Origin of the sequence: Paenibacillus sanfengchensis (assembly GCF_036864765.1) — a bacterium.
Taxonomy (GTDB): Bacteria; Bacillota; Bacilli; order Paenibacillales; family Paenibacillaceae; genus Fontibacillus; species Fontibacillus sanfengchensis.
This window is the reverse complement of sequence record NZ_JBAGJC010000007.1, coordinates 28,912-49,106: the sequence shown is the minus strand read 5'-3', so window position 1 is coordinate 49,106 and position 20,195 is coordinate 28,912. Positions and strand designations below refer to the sequence as shown.

Annotated in this window: 13 protein-coding genes; 2 read left to right on the top strand and 11 right to left on the bottom strand. The window is 53.4% G+C overall.

The window, feature by feature from the left end:
- Positions 1-12 precede the first annotated feature (12 nt).
- The 11 genes from V4U84_RS16070 to V4U84_RS16020 form a co-directional block, all read right to left on the bottom strand.
- Positions 13-723 carry a DinB family protein gene (locus V4U84_RS16070; RefSeq protein ID WP_334074414.1) on the bottom strand — a complete coding sequence of 237 codons (711 nt, stop codon included), beginning with the start codon at positions 721-723 and terminating at the stop codon, positions 13-15.
- 554 nt (positions 724-1,277) lie between these two features.
- Positions 1,278-1,517, bottom strand: coding sequence for a hypothetical protein (locus V4U84_RS16065; RefSeq protein WP_334074413.1), 240 nt, complete (start codon positions 1,515-1,517; stop codon positions 1,278-1,280).
- 227 nt (positions 1,518-1,744) lie between these two features.
- Positions 1,745-3,325, bottom strand: a complete 1,581-nt coding sequence (locus V4U84_RS16060; protein ID WP_334074412.1) for a DUF3502 domain-containing protein — start codon at positions 3,323-3,325, stop codon at positions 1,745-1,747.
- A gap of 35 nt (positions 3,326-3,360) precedes the next feature.
- Positions 3,361-4,272, bottom strand: a complete 912-nt coding sequence (locus V4U84_RS16055; RefSeq protein ID WP_334074411.1) for a carbohydrate ABC transporter permease — start codon at positions 4,270-4,272, stop codon at positions 3,361-3,363.
- 12 nt (positions 4,273-4,284) lie between these two features.
- Entirely contained in the window at positions 4,285-5,208 is a 924-nt protein-coding gene (locus V4U84_RS16050; protein WP_334074653.1) for an ABC transporter permease, read from the bottom strand.
- 53 nt (positions 5,209-5,261) lie between these two features.
- Complete coding sequence (locus tag V4U84_RS16045) at positions 5,262-8,057, bottom strand: beta-galactosidase (protein WP_334077600.1); 2,796 nt, start codon at positions 8,055-8,057, stop codon at positions 5,262-5,264.
- A gap of 455 nt (positions 8,058-8,512) precedes the next feature.
- The gene (locus V4U84_RS16040) at positions 8,513-9,565 is read right to left on the bottom strand and encodes a LacI family DNA-binding transcriptional regulator (RefSeq protein WP_334074410.1); all 1,053 of its coding nucleotides are present in this window, start codon (positions 9,563-9,565) and stop codon (positions 8,513-8,515) included.
- A 167-nt stretch (positions 9,566-9,732) separates the two neighbouring features.
- The gene (locus V4U84_RS16035; protein WP_334074409.1) at positions 9,733-11,403 is read right to left on the bottom strand and encodes an ABC transporter substrate-binding protein; all 1,671 of its coding nucleotides are present in this window, start codon (positions 11,401-11,403) and stop codon (positions 9,733-9,735) included.
- A gap of 57 nt (positions 11,404-11,460) precedes the next feature.
- The gene (locus V4U84_RS16030; RefSeq protein WP_416367263.1) at positions 11,461-12,282 is read right to left on the bottom strand and encodes a carbohydrate ABC transporter permease; all 822 of its coding nucleotides are present in this window, start codon (positions 12,280-12,282) and stop codon (positions 11,461-11,463) included.
- A 66-nt stretch (positions 12,283-12,348) separates the two neighbouring features.
- Complete coding sequence (locus V4U84_RS16025; protein ID WP_334074407.1) at positions 12,349-13,278, bottom strand: ABC transporter permease; 930 nt, start codon at positions 13,276-13,278, stop codon at positions 12,349-12,351.
- Positions 13,279-13,339: 61 nt separating this feature from the next.
- Complete coding sequence (locus V4U84_RS16020; RefSeq protein ID WP_334074406.1) at positions 13,340-15,496, bottom strand: glycoside hydrolase family 3 C-terminal domain-containing protein; 2,157 nt, start codon at positions 15,494-15,496, stop codon at positions 13,340-13,342.
- A gap of 263 nt (positions 15,497-15,759) precedes the next feature.
- Between V4U84_RS16020 and V4U84_RS16015 the strand changes: the two genes are divergently transcribed.
- Both V4U84_RS16015 and V4U84_RS16010 read left to right on the top strand, forming a co-directional pair.
- The gene (locus V4U84_RS16015) at positions 15,760-16,632 is read left to right on the top strand and encodes a helix-turn-helix transcriptional regulator (protein ID WP_334074405.1); all 873 of its coding nucleotides are present in this window, start codon (positions 15,760-15,762) and stop codon (positions 16,630-16,632) included.
- A gap of 51 nt (positions 16,633-16,683) precedes the next feature.
- Positions 16,684-20,190, top strand: a complete 3,507-nt coding sequence (locus V4U84_RS16010) for a glycoside hydrolase family 2 TIM barrel-domain containing protein (protein WP_334074404.1) — start codon at positions 16,684-16,686, stop codon at positions 20,188-20,190.
- The last annotated feature ends 5 nt before the right edge of the window (positions 20,191-20,195 follow it).

Here is a 20,195-nt window from a genome sequence, read left to right as displayed (position 1 = left end):
CTAAAAAATAAATTATAACACCTCAACGTCAAGGCTTGTTTGACTTTTCCTTTGTTTGATCCGAATCGCCTTGTTTAGATGGACAAAATTGTGCCGGGTAGCCGGCATCAGCACTAGGCCTGCCCAGGTCTTTTTCCCCCAGTAATCCAGCAGCCAGGTCGCTTCTTCCTTTACCGCACCCTGGTCCCGAAGCAGGCGAATCCGGTCGGTTTCCACCTTCCGGTTGAATTGTCCCGGTTGCACCGCCCCAATGACTTCCCGCGTTGCGAGTCCGACGGCCCGGCGGTACGCCAACAGCGCGGGGATATCTATAGACCGGCTTAATTCGGCTACTTCCTCCTCCGTCATTTCGTTACCTGTATGCATAAAACGGGTCCCGAGCTTGCTTGCCCAATCCCCGGTATGAAAGATCTGCTCACGGTTTCCGATCAGAACATTCATCGTCATGTCTTCAATCCTGGCAATATGCCAAAGATGCCACGCGATGGAATTCCTGGTATCCGGGGTAACCGCGGGATAGCGCCGGAATGGTTCTTCCAGCAAATTTTGCAGAAGGACATCTTCTAAAGTTTCAGACTTTGACTGGGATATGTTTGAGGAATGAAGCAAGGCGTGTTGATTTAAAAAAAGTTTGACAGCCTCCTCATGCTCCGCAGCCTTCGTCAGAATACTTGTTAAATGCTTGTGATTCTCGTTCCAGCGTTTTCTTTGCTGCAGATCCATATCATCCACGGCTCCTTTCTTCGCTTCAGTTCTACAACCGTTTCGACGGGTGAGTCCGAACTCTTCTTTATGATCCTTCACAAATTTTTGAAGGGCTATATATTTCATCATAATGGCTTCTTACTTATGTGCAAACTGTTCGGTATCGCCCATCATATCCGTTGGAGCTTACACACTTAACCGCTATATTAACGGGAAAACCTCCCGTTAATATAGCGCTCTAGGCCCTTGGATCCGATTTAGCTGGAAAAGCTCCATCTATTTCGCGATTCAATCGCCGATATCCGCAATTTCAGGCGAATTAGCGGGAGGTTTTCCAACTAATGAGCCTCTGCAGCCGCATAGGCACCAAATTAACGGGAGGAATTCCCGTTAATTTGGATTTCGGCGCTATGCGCCCGAGGCTGCTTGCTGTGTTATGGCTATTGCTTTGGAACCTCAATAAATCTCGGCTTTGTTCCGCTCTCGTCTACTTGGATCGGCGGCATTTCCTGCAACTCGTTGCCGGCCAGCCGTACCGAATCACCACCTTGGCCCTTGGTGGGGCCGTTCCCTTAATCGGCAGGGGATTTACGTTGGTCGGATACGGAAAATTTCCCGCACGGCGGAATCACCGAGAACACCTCTTCCGTCACCGTCGGAGGCAAAGTCGTAACCTCGGGGTCGTTTAAATAAATGTTCATGACCGGGGGATCCTTAATACCGTCGACCTGGGCCTGGACCGGTAATACCGTTTGTGCCAGAATCGTTCCCGTTAAAATGATGCTTACCGCAAGTTTTGCTGCTTTCCTCATGTTTCCCTCCTTCAGATGCATGCTGCCTTGTAACTCTTCGCTAGTTTCCTTCCGAAACTGCCAGCTTTCCTGGCTCCACCATTGTCTCCCCTTTCCTGGCTTATTCACGAATCAACGAATCTAATGGTATAAAAAAATTCGCCTTAATTTTGTAGCCGGATTCACAAAAAGAGAATTTAAAACAGTAAAAACCGCTATCCCGTTAATCCGAGATAGCGGTTCGCATTTCATTCTCCCAACTGCGTTTTATAAGCGTCGAGCTGTTTTTGCAACTCCGCCAGCACTTTATCGTAACCCGCCTGTTTGAGCTTATCGCGGAATTCCTCCACCGCCTGGGCCGGATCACCGGCCTTGCCGAGGACAATCGCCGGGCCCAACTCGCCTGTCACCTGCGAGATCGCCGTCAACTCGGCTTCTACCGGGGTCTTGTCAAAGACGAATTGCCCGTACACATACGGCTTCTTGATTTTGTCGTATTCGGCATACAGCGTCTCTTCGATTTGATCCCAGGAGTTCGCGCTCGGAATTTCGAACTTGTCGACGCGACCGCCCCAGAAGTCCGAATAATAACCGTGCTCGGCATCATTGAACCCTTCCGGCTGGACGCGTTTGCCTTCTTTCACTTCGTATTGTACTCCTTCAAGCCCGTAATTGATCAAATGGTAGATCTCTTCGTTGTTGCGGATCAAATCATAGGCCATAAGCGCACGCTCGGGGTTTTTGCTGTGAGCTCCGACGGATGTGCCGCCGTGGGTAATCGACAGTTCCAGCAAATTCGTGCCCCGTGTCCGGGAGAACGGGAACATCTGCAGTTCCGAACCCGGCTGTAATTTATCCATTTCGACGCGCAAACCGGAGAACGTTTGAGTATGATGCTGGTCCATTCCGGTCAGGCCCGCTTTTAAGGCGTCACGTGTATTATTTTTGTTGTTCAGCGCATCTTCGCGCCAAAAGCCTTTATCGGCCCAACTCTTCATCATTGTGGCGTAATTCAGGAATACATCTTCAAAGACGGGACTTGTGACCGTAAATTTCTCTTCGAACGACTTCGCCGTATAGACGGGCATAAAACCGGTCGAAATCGGCAGCTCCAGCTGATCGGTGTACGACTGGATAAATCCGCCCCACGTCTGCGCCCCTGAAGCCGCATCCCATGGAATAACCTCCGGTTTACTGTCCTTGATGTACTGCAAATAAGTTTCAATCCCTTCCCAATCCTTGATCGGCTCCGTAATACCCGCTTCCTTAGCCCAGTCGCCGCGGTAGAAGAAACCGTGATTCACCCACTGGGTATAGTCGTTTTCCGGAATCAGCACGATTTTGCCGTTGTACCGGCTCTCTTTCCAGTCCTCTTCGGTGATGGATTTCCACGTTTCCGGCGCATACTTGGGCAGCAGTTCATCGAGGTTCATAAAAGCGCCTCGCTGTGCATTTCCCCAGGTATCCAGCCAGTCGGTTCCGATCGTAATCAGATCGATGGGCTCGCCGGACGCCAGCGCAAGGTTATATTTGGTCTGCCAATCCGCCCATTCGATCCACTTCCATTCGAGCTCGGCATTGATTTTTTCCTTCATAATCTTATTGACTTCCGCAAGCACCTTTTCGAATTGTCCGTTCTTCGGCTTATCGCCCAGCACCAAGTAACTGATCTTGACGAACTTGGAGGTGTCCGGACCGGAGCCGGACGCTGTCCCGGATTTGGATTCCCCCGCCTCCTTGCCCCCGTTGCCTCCGCCGCATGCGGAGAGCATAAATACCATGACGGATACCAGCAAAACAATCGAAGCTGTTCCCCATTTCGTCTTCATAACTCATGACCTCCCCTTATCCCTCATTATGAAATTCAGCCCTTCACCGCCCCGACCGTAATACCTTTAATAAAATAACGCTGCACAAACGGGTAGAACAGAATGACGGGCCCCGTGGCGACAATGGCGGTCGCCATCTTCATGGACTCCAGCGGCACGTCGCGCAGCTCCACATTGGAGGCCGCCGCCGAATTCCGGACAAAGTCCGCGCTGGTGATCACGTTATAGAGAAACAACTGCAGCGGCCGGTACTTCATATCCGGTGACAGGAACAGCATCGAGTTATACCATTCGTTCCAATACCCCAGCGCGATGAACAGACCGATGGTCGCCAGTGCCGGTGTCGTCATGGGCAGGATGAGCTTGATGAAGATCGTGAAATCGCCTGCGCCGTCGATTTTGGCGGACTCGGTTATGGCGTGCGGGATGGAGCGGACGAAGCTTTTCATCATAATAATCAGGAACGGACTGAGCAGGCCGGGAAGCAAAACCGCCAGATAATTGTCCTTCAAATTCAGGTATTGTGTGACGAGAAGGTAGAACGGGACAAGTCCGCCCGTGAACAAGGTCGTGAAATAGATAAAAAATGAAATTTTATTGCGGTATTCGAAATCCGGCCGCTGCAACGCGTAACCGGTCATGGCGACCAGAAACAATCCCAAAGCGGTACCTGCCACCGTAATGACGATCGTTACCAGATAGGAGCCGATGATCAGATCCGGGTTCTCGAAGACGATTTTGTACGAAAACGCACTGAATTCCCGGGGCCAAAAATTAAATCCGAACTTTTTGATCGCATCCTCGGAGGTGAACGAGGTGCCTAGAACGAGCAGGAACGGCAGCAGACAGCACACGGAAAACAGTCCGATAAATACGTAGCCAATGATTTTCACAAGAATCCCGCTGAAATCCGTCCGGACGCTTCGGGTTTCGATGATTTCATCCATACGCAGCGCCTCCTAGAAGAGAGAATTGTCGGGCGAAAATTTCTTGACCAGCCAGTTGGCCGTAATGACCACGGCAAAACCGAAGACCGACTGGTACAAACTGACCGCACTGCCGATCGAGAAGTTAAAGTTCGTCATCAGGGCGCGGAACACGTAGGTTTCAATGATATCCGTCGTCGCGTAGAGTGCGGTGTTGTTGGCCCCGACCAGGTTGAAAAACAGCCCGAAGTTGCCTCGGAGAATCCCGCCCAAGGAGAACAGGAGCAGGATGATAAACGTGGGCTTCAGCCAGGGAAGAACGATGTAGCGAATCCGCTGAAAGGCATTGGCTCCATCGATCTCCGAGGCTTCGATAATCTCATTGTCGAGCCCCATAATGGCGGCAAAATAGACGATGGAACCGTACCCCGTCGACTGCCATAAATAAGTCAGGATAATGATAAAAGGCCAGATGCTGGAATTGGAGTATGTTTTCACGGGGTCCATCCCGAGCGAGGTCAGAATCCCGTTCAGCAGCCCGTAATCATAGCTCAGCACATTGTAAGCGATCAGCCCGATCAGAACGGCCGAGATGAAATGAGGCAGGAACATCAGCGTTTGCGAGACTTTTTTGAACCACTTCAGGCGAATTTCGTTTAAAAAAACGGCGACGACGATTTGCAGCACATTGCCGAGCAGGATAAAGGCCAGGTTGTAAAGAACGGTATTTATGGTCAGCCTCCACAAGTCACCGGTCATGACGAGGAACTTGAAGTTATCGAACCAGACGAACGGGCTCTTGAAAATGCCGTCCGTGTAGTTGTACTTTATGAAGGCCAAATACAGGCCGGGCATCGGCAAATAAGCGAATACGATAAAGAACAGAATCGCGGGCAGACACATCAGCAGCATCGTTTTATTGTTCCAGAACCGTCTCCTCCGGCTGCCGGAATGCATGGGCTGAAGCTTGCGGCCGCGGGTTTGCGCAGCAGTCTCCATAGCGAACCTCCTTATACGGGTATAAAATCAAGCGCCTCCAATCTTCCTGATGCCTGCGGGTCCACCGCCTCCAAATAGATGAGGAGCCGCGCTTCTCCTTGATCGAGCCATGGTCCCGGGAGGTAGAACGAATCCGTGCTTCCGCCGGTCATCACCGGGCGGGAGCCCCCTCCCGGCAGCCAAAGGCGGGAGACAAGGGATTCGTTCAAGAACACGGTAAGCTTAAGTCCCGTGCCGGTAACGCGCACCCGCCAGCCTTTGCCGTCGGCGGAGTTCCCTATAAAGCTCGTCAGCCAGCCTACGGCGCCGGGAGCCAGATCAAACGGTAGTTGGGTCGGCCGCCGCAAGTCTTCCGCGGCTTCCTGTTCGGCGCTGTCCAGCAGTTCCGGTTCCTCAGCCGCCTTGATCGTGTAGTCGGTCGCGGTGATTCCCTCATACATGATCACCCGCCCCTCGGATTGGCCCACCATCATCTGGAGATGGACGGCGAGGTTCACCGTTTCGCCGGGAGTCACATGTGGTGTGATGTCGACGAAGGAATCGAAGGGGTGAATAAGGCCGACATCGGTGCCGTTCACATACAGTCTGGCCTTCCCCTGCAGGTTTTGGAAATGCAGGGTCCAATGATTGACGTCCGCCGAAGCGGCTAAAGTTCTGCTGTATATTTCATCCGGGAAATGATCAGCGGACAGCCAGCCTCCGAAACCGACCATCGGGTGCCAAGCTTCCCCGGCCCCGCCTTCTGACGCTTCTCCATCGGATTGCCCGGCTGCCGGGGACATTCGCCAGTTTGCAGTGAGTTCGCGAATTCCCGTAATGGCAACGATGCTTTCCAAGCCTCTCGGCGAATGGAGCCGGAGCCCCGGCAGACGGTTATCGTCGAAATTGGAGTGCCCCCAAATCTCCACCCTTGCACCAATGGAAACTATGCCGCAAAACGGTTCCGCTCTTGCGTTCTCCAGAGGGGCATAGAAGGTCCCCCCGCCGGGCGCGAAAGTTCCGGCATAGCGGCCCGCCGCGTAAAGCGACACAACGTCGCCGGCTTTTCTCACCAGCATGCCCAGCGCTTCTTTCCCTTCCGGAATGGCGGCTTTGGCTTCATACCAGGCGAACCCCCGATAGACACCGAGACGTTCCAGCGGTTCAAGCCTGCTCTCATGCGTAGTCGCGACAACTTTAGCCTGTGCGGCGGTTCCCGGTGTGGCCGAAGACCATTTCCATTTCATGTCCACGACGCCGGCTGCAGGGCGTTCCTCACCGAATTCCGGTTGCAAAACGGTCAATTCACCGCTCAGAGAAACGCTCTCGGCATAAAGCGCTTTCAAATGGTCGCTGATCACTAGCGTCAGTTGACGTCCCCCCTCAAGTCGGAAGCGAACGCTTGCGGTTTCGGCGGCGGATGGTTTAATCGTGAATTTTCCATCTTCCCGGATGACTGTCGCCGCTCTTGCCTCAGGCTCGAAGGAGGTGTCGATTTTCAGTACAATTTCTCCATGATCCCCGTCCTGATGGAACGCCAAAACTGTGCCTGCTACTTGCTGTTCCGCCCAGTAGAGCTCGGCGGTCGAGTGGATAAGGGTACCGTTAATCCCCCATTGTGAGAGCGGTACGTCCATCGGCAAGATTAATGATCCAAGAGAGTTTAGGGTCAACGTTCCCGCCGACGGTAGGCTTCGCCCGTCATTGGCCCGCAGTGTGAGAGACTTCGCTTCCTCTTCCCCGTTGGTCAAGAAAAGCAGCCTGCCGCCTCCTTTCAACCGAAGCCGGAACGGGCCGAAAACCTCCCGCACATCCCCCTCTGCACTCCAGTCGCAGTCCGAATCATCTTCTCCGGCTTCAGCTAGAGAAGGCCCATAAGCCCGAAGCAGCCTGCTCAGCAATCTGCCTTCGTAACCTTCTCTCCGGACATTCCCCTCGGGAGAAATCATCCCCCCGAAATCATAATCCGAAGCCAGAAAGGCGAGCGGTTTGCCCCAGTTGTTCGTGGCGTTGGTAAAACCGAAGTTCGTCCCCGATACTTGCAGGTACGGACCCAGCAGCTTCGCTCCGGCCGACAGCAACCTGCGGAGCAAATAATGTGACCGGTTCGTCTCCGTCACCATTAACGGGAATCCGAGGCCTGAAAGTGCCGCACGATAATGACGCACCTTGGTCTCGAAATCGGGGTCGCGATCATCGGGATAGAAATTGCAGGTCGGTACGATCCCCTCCGCCAGTCCGGAGGCATCGATAAGCCCCCCCTGCCCCGCGCAGGCAATCAGCGGAACCTTGATGCCATGAGCCATGGCCATATCGCGGAGCGCCGACATATAGGCTTTGGGATCATCGCATCCGTAGAAATCGAGCTCGTTATCCAGTTGAACAAAGATGACGCTCCCGCCTTCCCCCGCCTGATTACGGCGAAGGATCGGCAAGATCCGGTCGTACCATTTCGCAACCTGCTTCAAAAAGCCGGGATCGTGATCCCTGAGCTTCATACCCGGTTTCTTGGCTAGCAGGTACGCGGGCAAGCCTCCACCGTCCCACTCGGAGCAAATGTAGGGGCCTGGCCTGGCGACGACCCATAGCCCGCACTCTGCGGCAGTACGCAAAAACACTTCCGCGTCACGCATCCCCGTAAAATCCCATTCGCCTTCTTGCGGTTCATGATAATTCCAAGGAAAATACACATCGATGCAGTTGTACCCCATCGCCCTGACTTGTATCATACGTTCTTTCCAAAGCTCTCGCGGAACTCGGAAATAAAAAAGCGACGCACATAACAAAATGATACTTTCACCGTGAATTTGGACGGAATCAGGAGTCAAGCGAACAACCGACTCTGCATGGATACGAGAACCCAAACGAAATCACTCCTCACATTTCGGAAATGAACAGACCGTGGCGATTTCTCTGAAACCCATTTCATGAAACCCGTTTCATTTTGGTGTGTTCATAGGTAATGGATTTGCCTATCATGGCGGTAAAAGGCGATCCTAGCCAATAAATTGATGCATCTAAGTCCGTTAAAGTTTAATGAAATGGGTTTCATAGTTTGGAGAAAAAAAGAATTCAGGATGATCATGAAAATGGGCGACAAATACAAAGTTAGAAGAAAAAACTCGGAAGTCATGCAAGTCGAAGTGAAAAAGATTAGTAAGGATTAGTGTGATGTGGAGTGGGATCAGAAGAATAATGTAAGGGTTTTCACCGATATTTTAGCTTAGCCTATAACGGTTGTCAATCCTGGATTTCGTTCATAAACGCCCCCGTTCGAAAAAAATCACGGGGCGGCGGGGGCGCCTGTGGACTCGCGTATCACCAGTTCGGGCTTGATCAGCGTGGTTTTGGGCACCTTGCTTTTGGTAATCATCTTATGCAGAAGTTCCGCCGCCGTGACTCCAAGATCATGGGCACGCAACGATACGGTCGTCAATTCCGGGATACTGTAGGACGCAAACGGGATGTCATCGTAACCGATGATCGAAATATCCTGCGGCACCTTCAAACCGGCTTTGACGGCAGCCTTAAGCACCCCGATCGCGACCAGGTCGTTCAGGCAGAACACGGCGGTCGGGCGGTTCGGAAGCCTGAGCAGCCGATTCATAAATTCGGTTCCGCTGTCTACCGAAAATCCTTCGTGGAGGACCCATTCCTTGCGCACCTGCAGCCCGTACCGCTCCATTGTTTTGGTGAACCCCGCCGTGCGCTGCAGCGTATTGCTCATGTGCCGATATCCGCCGACGAGGGCAATATTGCGATGTCCGAGTTCAATCAGATGCGTGGTGGCCATCTCGGCGCCGAAGCGTTCATCGTTCGCGACGCGGGGAAGACCCGCGCCCGGAATTCGGCCGTTGATCAGCAGGACAGGAAGTCTCTTCCCCACTTCGACCACTTCTTCGGCCAGTTCTCTGCCCGGCTTGGCCAGATCGATCCTTCCCCCCAGCATGACGATGCCGTCCACTTGCTTCTCCGCCAGCACATTCAGATACTGTGACTCCCTGACATACTGCTCCGCATCGTCCGCATTGGCCGATACCGTGTCGCAGAGGAAGTACGTATACCCCTTTTTTCTCGCTTCCCGGTCGAACCCCGACAGCACCTCCGGGAAAAAAGGGTTCGTAATGTCCGGCAGGATAATGCCGATCATGCCCGTTTCTTTTTTGATCAGACTCCTGGCGAGTGCGTTGGGCTGAAACTGATACTTATCGATCAATTCCTTGACTCGCTCCCGGGTCTCCTTCTTCACGGGAGCCGTGTTATTCAGTACCCGGGAAACGGTTGCGACGGAGACATTGGCTTCCTTGGCGATATCATAGACTGTAACCGATTTCATAGTGTCACCTGCTTCATTTTAGTGGCAGTTCACACCCAGTATATCAAAATTCCCAACCTATGGAAACGGCTTCGTGAAACGCAAAAAGCGCGAGCGACAAAGGGTTTCCCCTCACAGCTCACGCCCTCTTTCTTTCAAGCCGTTTCTACCCAGGACAGCCTTCTGCCTCAATACCCCAGCAAACTCTTCGTGCTTTCGAAAATCTCATTCGCCATTTGCGTATAACGGGTGCTGCCATTGGCCTCCGCCGTCGCCAAATAGGTATCCCAATTGGACAACGGTTCCTGGCCCGTGATAAATTTCAGGGTCATCGTGTTCACGTAATCCATCAGCGGCGTGGAGATCAAATTCATCTCTTCGCTCTGGTCGGGAGTTCCCATGATCGGCGGCTGGATCGGACGGACCTCGCGATATTTCAGAATCCGGTCGTTGTAGTCCTTCTCTCCTTCCGTCATTTTCGAGAGTTTCAGTTTGGATGAACCGCCGTAGGCAAACACGCCCCCACCAAATCCAAAGTCGACATTCAACTTTTTCGCGGCCGTGCCGTCATTCATCCCATTAAAGGAAATATCCTTGTTCAATACGATGTTGCCCTCCGCATCCTTCGTATAGGTTTCGCCTTCCACCCCCCACAAGCTGAGCGTCTGCCCCTCATCGGAGTACCACAGCCAGTCGATAAAGCGCAGCATCTTGACGAATTTTTCCTCGCCCAACTCCTTGAGGGCATTCTGACTGATCATAATGCCGTTTTCCAGACGCGAGTTCTCGATTTGCAAAAGTCCCTTGGGACCTCCAGGTTGGACAATCATGTACAGTTCGGCGTTCGGATCCTGCATCTTGGTTTTGTATTCCGCCAGAAGCTGGTAGTTTCCGTTGATGATATAGCTGTCTCCTTTGAAGAATTTGGAACGCGCCGTATCATCCTCCTGCGTGAACGATTCCGGATCCATAATTCCTTCGTTGATCAGTTTGTTGAAATAAGTCACGTAAGCTTTAAAGTCCTCCGTCGTATTGGCAAAATAGAACTGCTTCTTCTCCTCGTCAAACTTCAGTCCGTTCGCCAGGCCCCAACCTCCGGTCACGCCATAGGCGGCCGCGGCGATACTCAGTGTTGAATTTCCCAGAAACTGATCGGAGAAAATGTTGCTTTTGCCCGTATGTTCTTTGACTTTTTTCAGCGCTTCATAAAAGTCCTCGTACGTCCACTTTGCTTCTTCCGCTTCCACATCGATGCCCGCCGCTTCAAAGATATCCTTGCGGATAATGTATGAATATCCTCCGCCCGCGACTTCCCAAAGCCCTGGAAGCACGTAATATTTCCCGTCGGCCTGCAGCTTGGCTTTTAAATCCTTCTCCATGCCCCAGTCCTTGACGGCTTTCATATAGTTGGGCATATACTGCACCCAATCGCTGATGGCCACGATTTGCCCGCCGGCGATGAAGCCCGATTCGTCATAGGTTTTCGGGATGATATAAGGGGCGTCGCCGCTGTTGACAAGGAGCGATTTCTGATTCTCGTATTCCGTCCGGGCCGTGATCGACAAGTCAAAACCGACATTCGTCTTTTCCTTGATCGCGCTCCACAACCTCCAGCTTTCCTGATAAGGATAGTTTTCGTGGTCGCTGTACATCATGGAATACGTGACCGGCTCGTTGGAACGGAAGGTCTTGTTCTCGCCGTATGTGTAATCCGGATTCTTATCTTCGATCCGTTTGGGAGGCGCCTGTTCATTCCCGGCCGCCCCCTGCTCCCCGGAGCTTTGGCAGGCTGTCATGCCAAAGGCCGTCACCAGCGCCAACAGCCCCCCGGCCCATCTGTTGAACCTTCGTCTCTTCATAACATGCCTCCTTATCGTTTATTAAGCATAGGTTGGCGAACTCCCTCTTTTGCCCGCTCACCCTTTGACCGATCCGATCATCATCCCCTGTACAAAATACTTCTGCACGAACGGATACACGCAAATGATCGGAAGAGAGGTCAGTACCATGGCGGCGGACTTGACGGTAGCCGCGATTTGGTTGGCCGTTTCGGAGGTGGCCCCGATTTCCGTAGGACTGATGGCGCTCTCGATAACCTGACGAAGGTACAAAGCCACCGGCCATTTTTCTTTCGACTGAAGATAGAGCGACGGGCCAAACCAGTTGTTCCAGATACCCACCATCACAAACAGGACCATCGTGGCAATAATCGGTTTGGACAGAGGCAGCGTTATTTTCAGAAAAATCCCGTACACATCAAGGCCGTCCACCTTCGCCGCCTCTTCGATCTCATTCGGCAAGCTCGCAAAAAAGGTCTTCATCAGGATGACATTAAAAGCACTGATGGCCCCCGGGATGACGATCGCCCAGATTGTATCGCGCATCTCCAGCGTCTTGGCGACCAGAATATAATTGGGGATCAGCCCGCCGCCGAAATACATGGTAAACAGGACGAACGGGATAAAAAACTTGTTCAGACGCAGCTTATCCTTGGACAGCGGGTAGGCCAGCACGGCCGTCGCCGCCACGGAAATGAGCGTGCCTATCACGGAATATAAAATGGTGTTGCCATAGTAGCGGAAAAAGTCCGGCTTGCTTAGAATCACCTCGTACGTTTTCGTCGTGAAGTCCACCGGATAGAAAGAAACCTTTCCCGCATAGACGGCGGCTTCCGAGCTGAAGGATTGCGCCACCAGGTAGACGAACGGGTACAAGGTCATAAAGACCACCAAGGCCATGATAAAGCCGTTAACGATTTGAAATGCGCGGTAGGATTTGGATACCTTCACGTCATTCGCTCCTTTCTACCACAAGCTGGATTTCGTGGTTTTCTTGGACACCTGGTTGGCGATCGTGACGAGAATCAGCCCGATGACACCTTCAAACAAACCGACCGCGGTGGCATAACTGAAGTTCCCGCCGGTAATCCCGATCCGGTACACGTAGGTGGATATGACGTCGGCCGTCTCGTAGGTCAGCGGATTGTAGAGCAGCAGGATTTTTTCGAAATTGGAGCCCAAAATCCCCCCGATATCAAGGATCAACAGCGTCATAATCGTAGGCAGAATCCCGGGGATCGTCACATGCCAGGCCAGCCGGAACCGGTTGGCCCCATCGATTTTCGCCGCTTCGTACAGTTCGGTATTGATCCCGGTCATCGCCGCCAAATACAGAATCGTCCCCCAGCCGAGCCCCTGCCAGATGCCGGAGGCGACATAAAGGGCCGGAAACCACTCGGGCACGGAGATGAAGGTGATTTTCTCCAGCCCGAGGTTGGCCAGCAGCGCATTGATCGGTCCGTTTAACGAAACCATTTCCTTGACCATGCCGGCAACGATAACCATAGAGATAAAATGGGGCAGGTAGGACACGGTCTGAACGAATTTTTTCAGTCCTACGCGCACGATCTCGTTTAGGAGCAGGGCAAATCCCAAAGTGAGCGGGAACCGAAACAGCAAATAAGTCGTACTGAGGACAAGGTCGTTTTTAAACGCTCGCCAAAAAGCGGGATCCTTCATGAACATTTGGAAATAAGTCAGGCCGACCCACTCCGTGCCGAACAAATTGGGCCCGCCCCGGTATTTGCGAAAGGCGATCACATTGCCCAGCATCGGCGCATATTTGAAAATGAGAAAGTAGAGTACGGGGATGACCAGAAACGAATACAGCTTCCACTCTTTGCGGACATGGCTCCAAAGCGGTCCCGCATCCGCGGCTTTACTGCGTGCTGCCATCTCCTCACCACTTCCTTCCGGTAGATCTCCTATTTTACCGCAGCAGCCATACCTGCCCTTGTTAAACTTCCCTGTCAATTTCGGACGCGATTGTTAAAGACTCCACGGATTTCCCGGTGAGCTGACGGCTCCGGCTGTCCGGTTGGGAAGCTCCTACAAAAACGGAATAGCTTCCTTTCCGCACCCTTCTTCTGCCGGCCTCATCGTAAATCCCGAAAGCCTCCAACGGGAGATGCAAAGTGACCCCTTGCGTTTCTCCCGGCTGCAAATGAACCTTGCGGAACCCCTTCAGCTGCGGATTCGGCGGGCCTGCGCCCTCCGCTTTAACATAGACCTGCAGTACTTCCCCGCCCGCGTAGGTTCCCGTGTTGCGGATCGAAGCGGTGACGCGGACGCCTTGGTCCGTAAGCCGGAACGTTTCCACCCGGACATCCGTTATCGCAAAGTCCGTGTACGAGAGGCCGTAACCGAACGGGTACAGTGCTTCCCGCTCCATATAGCGGTACGTCCGGTTTGTCATCGCATAGTCCGTGAAGGCGGGGAGCTCCTCCGTCGTTTTGTAGAAGGTCACCGGCAGTTTTCCTTCCGGCGAGAACGCCCCGAAGATCGCTTCGGCGATAACCCTCCCGCCCTGAGCTCCCGGATACCAGCCCTGCAGAATCGCCGGAATATGCTCGTCAGCCCAGGAAATGGCCAGCGCGCTGCCGGAGAGAAGCACCAGGATCACGGGTTTTCCGCTCGCATAGGCGATTTTGAGCACTTCTTCCTGGAGACCCGGGAGGTTTAGATCTCTTTTGTCCCCGCTGGCAAATTGGTTGCCGGTATCCCCTTCTTCGCCTTCCAATCCCGCATCCAGTCCCAGACAAACGATCACGACATCGCTTTCCGCGCAGACGCCCTTGACCTCAGCGATTCTGTCATTGGCCATTCCCAACCCGCTAATACGGTCTTTATGCAAATGGCATCCTTCGGAATAGAACACGCGAACTTCGTCCCCGACATAGTCCTGAATCCCTTCCAGGACGGTAATATAACGGGACGCCGTTCCTTCGTAGTTGCCGACCAGCGCTTTGCGGTTGTTTGCGTTCGGACCGATGACGCCGATACTTTGGATTTTGGCTACATCGAGCGGCAGCAAACCGTCTTCATTTTTGAGCAGAACCAGGCTTTCCTTGACGGCTCTCCGGTTCAGCGCCCGCATTTGGACGGAATCGTTCTCCGCGTAAGCGATGGACGCAAAGGGGACCTTCGCCGGATCGTCGAACAGGCCGAGCTTCATTCTCGTCGTAAACAAGCGGGTAACCGCCCCGTCGATCTGCGTTTCGGTAACGAGTCCTTCCCGGACCGCGTCCAGCAAAAATACAAACAGGCTGCCGCAGTTGAGATCGCACCCCCGGTTTACGGCCAAAGCGACCGACTCGACCGCATTCCCCGTCACTTTGTGATGCTCGTGAAAGTCTTTGATTGCCCAGCAGTCCGAAACGACGTGCCCTTCGAACCCCCATGCTTCCCGTAAAATTTGGCGGAGAAGCAGCTCGCTGCCGCAGCAGGGCTCGCCGTTGGTACGGTTGTAAGCGCCCATGACGGCTTCGACCTTTGCTTCTTCCACGCATGCGCGGAATGCCGGCAAATAAGTCTCATATAAATCCTGTGCGGACACTTCCGCATTAAACTGGTGCCGTACATCTTCCGGACCCGAGTGAACGGCGAAATGTTTGGCGCAGGCCGCCACCTTCAGATAATTTTCGTCGTGCCCCTGCAGCCCCTGGATAAATCGGACCCCCAACCTGGAAGTGAGATAAGGGTCCTCCCCGTACGTTTCATGTCCACGTCCCCAACGCGGATCCCGGAAAATGTTAACGTTCGGGGCCCAAAAGGTCAGCCCTTTATAAATATCCCGGTCCCCGTACTCCTGCTGCATCTGGAACTTGGCCCTGGCTTCCGTGGCGATCCGATCGCCCACCTCCTCCAGCAAATCCTCATCGAACGTGGCCGCCAGCCCGATCGCCTGGGGAAAAACCGTGGCCGTCCCGGCTCTGGCAACGCCGTGCAGCGCTTCATTCCACCAGTTGTACGCCGGAATGTTCAACCGCGGTATTTCCGGGGCGGCGTGCAGCATTTGACGCACCTTCTCCTCCAACGTCATTCGTTTCACCAGTTCCTCGGCCCGTTTTTTAAAGTGTCCGATCTTTTCACTATTTCTGACCAGCTCCGTCATCAGCCTTCCTCCGTCTCCTTCCGAATCCATTTCATGACTCAAGTTGAATTGGCAAAATAACTAACGCATGGTATTATTTTGAATGCGGTTTCATTTGGCTATATTATATCGGCTTTATTTTTGCGGTTCTTCGTGAATTTAGCTTTCGGCTTCTCAAATATTGCTAAATTCCAGACGGTCACTCTGTGGATTCTGTAGGTTGATTGTCTTTGATTTGATTGGATTATCGTCTGCCATCTGACCAAAGAAAGGATAGGATACGGATGATCGAAATTTTGAACGGAGCCCAGGAAACAGTCTCTTACCGCGATCACTTCGGGATCCGGATTTATCTGAACCAGGAAGACGAGGATTATCCCATCCATTGGCACACCGCGGGCGAAGCCATCATGCCGCTCGAAAACCATTACACCGCAGTAGTCGACGGCATCAAGCATGTGCTTCATCCCGGCGACATCCTGATCATTCCTCCGGGAGAACTGCACCAGCTTTTCGCTCCCAAAACCGGGAAGCGAATTATTATGCAATTCGACTGCTCGCTCCTATACCACTTGAACGGATTCGACTCCACCTTCCACCTGCTGCGTCCTTGCCTAATTATTTCAGCCAACCAGAACAAGGAACTGCACGCATCCTTGGAACCCCTGATGCTCCACTTAAAGGATGAGTACTTCAGCCAAAATTTTTTAAAGGAAGCCTCGGCCTACTCCATGCTGATTCAATTCTTCGTCATTCTCGGACGCAATTTCATGGACAAAGAACGGCGGTCCGAACGCCGGAAAGGCCAGAAGCAGCACAAGTATATCGATAAGCTTCTGGAGGTTTGCAATTACATGAACGAGCACTGTACGGAGGATATCCAGGTCGAGAAGCTAGCCGAACTGGCCGGGTTCAGCAAATTTCATTTTATGCGCCTGTTTAAGCAATATATGGGGATGTCCTATTACAGTTATCTCAACCAGCACCGCATCATGCATGCGGAAAAGCTGCTGATCGATCCGAATTTAACGGTGATGGAAGTGGCCATGAGCTCCGGCTTCGGGAGCCTTCCCACTTTTAACCGAATGTTCAAACGATACAAGAAATGCACGCCGTCGGAATATAAATGCCTTTACGGAAACCATGCCGTCCGATAGAAGAGGACCGCAATAGTCCCTATACAGCAATTCAAAAAAGGAGCCTTATCCATGAGCATGAAGCAACCATTCAACGCAAGCTGGTTTTTCGCCAAACAGCCGTTAGGTTCGACACTGGAGACGGTATCCGCGACCGACACATCCCTTTGGATACCGGTTACGCTTCCGCACGACTGGTTGATTTATGACGCCAAACGATTGTATGAAGACGGTGAAGGCTGGTACCGCAAAACCTGGGTCCTACCCGACAAAGAAGCTGGGCGGCGCTTTTCGTTACGCTTTGAAGGGATCTATATGGATTCCTCGCTGTTTGTCAACGGTCAACTTGCCGGGGAATGGAAATATGGCTATTCCACATTTGAAATGGACCTCACGCCATATATTCGGGAAGGTGAAAACGAACTCTATGTCCGGGTGGTCCATCAGTCGCCCAACTCGCGCTGGTATTCGGGGGCGGGCATTTACCGCAAAGTGTGGCTGACGACCTACCCCGAAACGCATTTGGTGCCCGACGGGATTTATATTTCGGCAAAAAAAGGCGACGGCTCCTGGAACGTGGAGATCGACACGGAAGTCAGTTTCGGAGAAGTTTCCGACACTCCGGCTTCCTGCCGGCTTCGCCATACCGTTCTGGATGCGTCGGACCGGGCCGTCGCCCAAATCGAGACCGGGCTGTTCGGCGAATCGGACTTGACCGTTTCGGTCCCCTCCCTCCTCTCGTTAGCCGATCCGGTGCTGTGGGATATTGCACAGCCTTACTGCTATCGGCTAAGAACCGAGCTTCTGGCGGGAGCCGCGGTCATAGACCGGGAGGTGCACATCTTCGGATTCCGCACGATGGAATTCGACACTCAACGCGGCTTCTTCCTGAACGGCCGTTATGTCAAAATCCACGGGGCCTGTCAGCACCATGACCTGGGCTGTCTTGGCGCCGCGGTGAACAGGGCGGCGATCCGCCGCCAAATCGCCCTGCTGCAGGAGATGGGCGTGAACGCGATCCGCACCGCCCACAATATGCCCGCCGTGGAACTGATGGAACTGGCCGACGAGATGGGCGTATTGATCGTATCCGAAGCGTTCGATATGTGGGAACGCAAGAAAACGACCTATGATTACGCCCGGTTCTTCCCGGATTGGTGGAAGAAAGACGTGGCCAGTTGGGTCCGGCGGGACCGGAATCACCCCTGCCTGCTGATGTGGAGCATCGGTAACGAAATTTACGATACGCATGCGGATGAACGCGGGCAGGAATTGACCCGGCAGCTTCGGGACGAGGTTCGTCTGCACGATTCCAGAACCAACGCCTACGTGACGATCGGCTCGAATTATATGCCTTGGGAAAACGCGCAGAGGTGCGCCGATCTGGTCCAGTTTGCCGGCTACAACTATGCGGAGAAATATTATGATCAGCACCACGCGGAGCATCCCGACTGGATCATATACGGCAGTGAAACCGCCTCTACCGTGCAGAGCCGCGGGGTTTACCATTTTCCGCTGAGCCAGTCCGTTTTGTCCGATGACGATGAGCAGTGCTCCTCCCTCGGCAACAGCTCCACCAGCTGGGGGGCGAAAAGCACGGAAAGCTGCATCATCGCCGATCGCGATGCCGCATACTCGCCCGGTCAGTTTATTTGGACCGGCTTCGATTACATCGGCGAACCGACGCCGTATTTTACCAAGAACTCCTACTTCGGCCAGTTGGATACGGCGGGATTCAAGAAAGATTCCTATTACATCTACCAGGCCGAATGGACGGATTACCGCAAGAGACCCATGGTCCATATCTTCCCGTATTGGGATTTTTCCGAAGGGCAGTTGATCGACGTCAGAGTCTGCTCCAATGCCCCGAAGATCGAGCTGTTCTTTAACGAGGAATCCGTGGGGACCTTCGAAATCGATCATACGCAGGGCCGCAAGCTGGCGGGCGACTGGAGGCTCCCTTACAGCCGGGGAACGTTGCGGGCGGTAGGCTATGACGAACAGGGAAGAACGATTGCCGAGCAGATCCGCTCCTCCTTCGGAGATGCCTTTTCACTCGTCATGACCCCCGACAAATCCACAATTCAGGCCGATGGATCCGACCTGGTTTTTGTGGAGATTGGAGCGGTTGACTCAGAGGGCCAACCGGTCGAGAATGCAAACAACCGCGTGCGGCTTACGGTAGAAGGCCCCGGAAGGCTTGTCGGCCTGGATAACGGGGACAGCACGGATTACGACTCCTATAAGGGTACGAGCCGCAGGCTGTTTAACGGTAAGCTGCTTGCCGTGATCGCAAGCACATTGGAAGCGGGTACGATCTTGGTGAAGGCTGAATCCGCGGGTCTTTTGCACTACGAGCTAACCGTTGCAGCAGTCGCGTCACAGAGGGTCAATACGGAAGGCGGGCCAGACGGGCAGGAGCAACCGACCTTGTACAGCCACTCTCCACAACAAACGGAAGCAGCTATTCGGGATGCCGAGACCCGCGGTTTGCCGGGTGACGAAATCCCGGTCCGTAAGCTGGAGTTGATCTGTCCGGAGGGAAATCGGCTTACCCCCGACAAACGTTCGCTTCCGGTGCGCGTTCAGCTCCATCCCGCAAACGCGACCTACCGTGAAGTAAGGTGGCGGGTCACGAACGCGGCCGGCGTCGATTCGAACATCGCCAAGCTGGAGGCGAACGGACAGGAAGCCGTCATTACGGCTTTGGGCGACGGCGAAATCTATGTCCGGTGCGCCACGACGAACGGGGCGGAGCAGATTCGACTTTACTCGCTGATGGAGTTTAAAATCAGCGGTTTGGGGCAGGCCCTCATCGACCCTTACGAATTCGTCTCCGCCGGGTATCATGATAAGAGCGCCAGCCGCAATTTAACAAACGGCAATGAGCGGGGCGTTGCTACCGGCAGGGACGGAGAAAGCCGGATCTGCTTCAGAAATTTGGATTTCGGCGGATACGGATCCGACGAATTGACCCTCCCCATCTTCTCGCTGGACGATGAGGAGTTCCCGATTGAAATCTGGGAAGGCATCCCCGGTGAAGATAATGCCATCATGCTGACGCGGGTCCGTTATCAAAAACCGTCTCGATGGAATGTATACCAGGACGAGACGTACCGTTTACCGAAGCGATTGAAAGGCGTCACCGCGATCAGCCTTGTTTTGCATCGGAAGATTCATTTGAAAGGGTTCAGGTTCGCGAAGCCGCACAAAGCCTATTCCCGGTTAAGCGCCTTGGAATACAGCCACATTTACGGCGATACGTTTAAGGTGGGAGAAGCGAGCATCGAACATATCGGAAATAACGTCTCACTCGTCTTTGAGGACATGGACTTCGGCGACGCCGGAAGCGGCAAGCTGCTGTTGTGCGGCCGCTCCCCGCTGGATAAGAACACGATTCACCTTCTCTTTAGCGGACCGTCCGGGGAACAACGGCAAATGATCGAATTCGCTTATTCCGATGATTACTGTGAGCGGGAATTCAAGCTGGATCGCATCAGCGGCCCCCAGGCGGTTACCTTTATGTTTTTGCCGGGCAGTCAGTTTGATCTGAAATGGTTTCGCTTCGTTCCTTCATAAAGCTA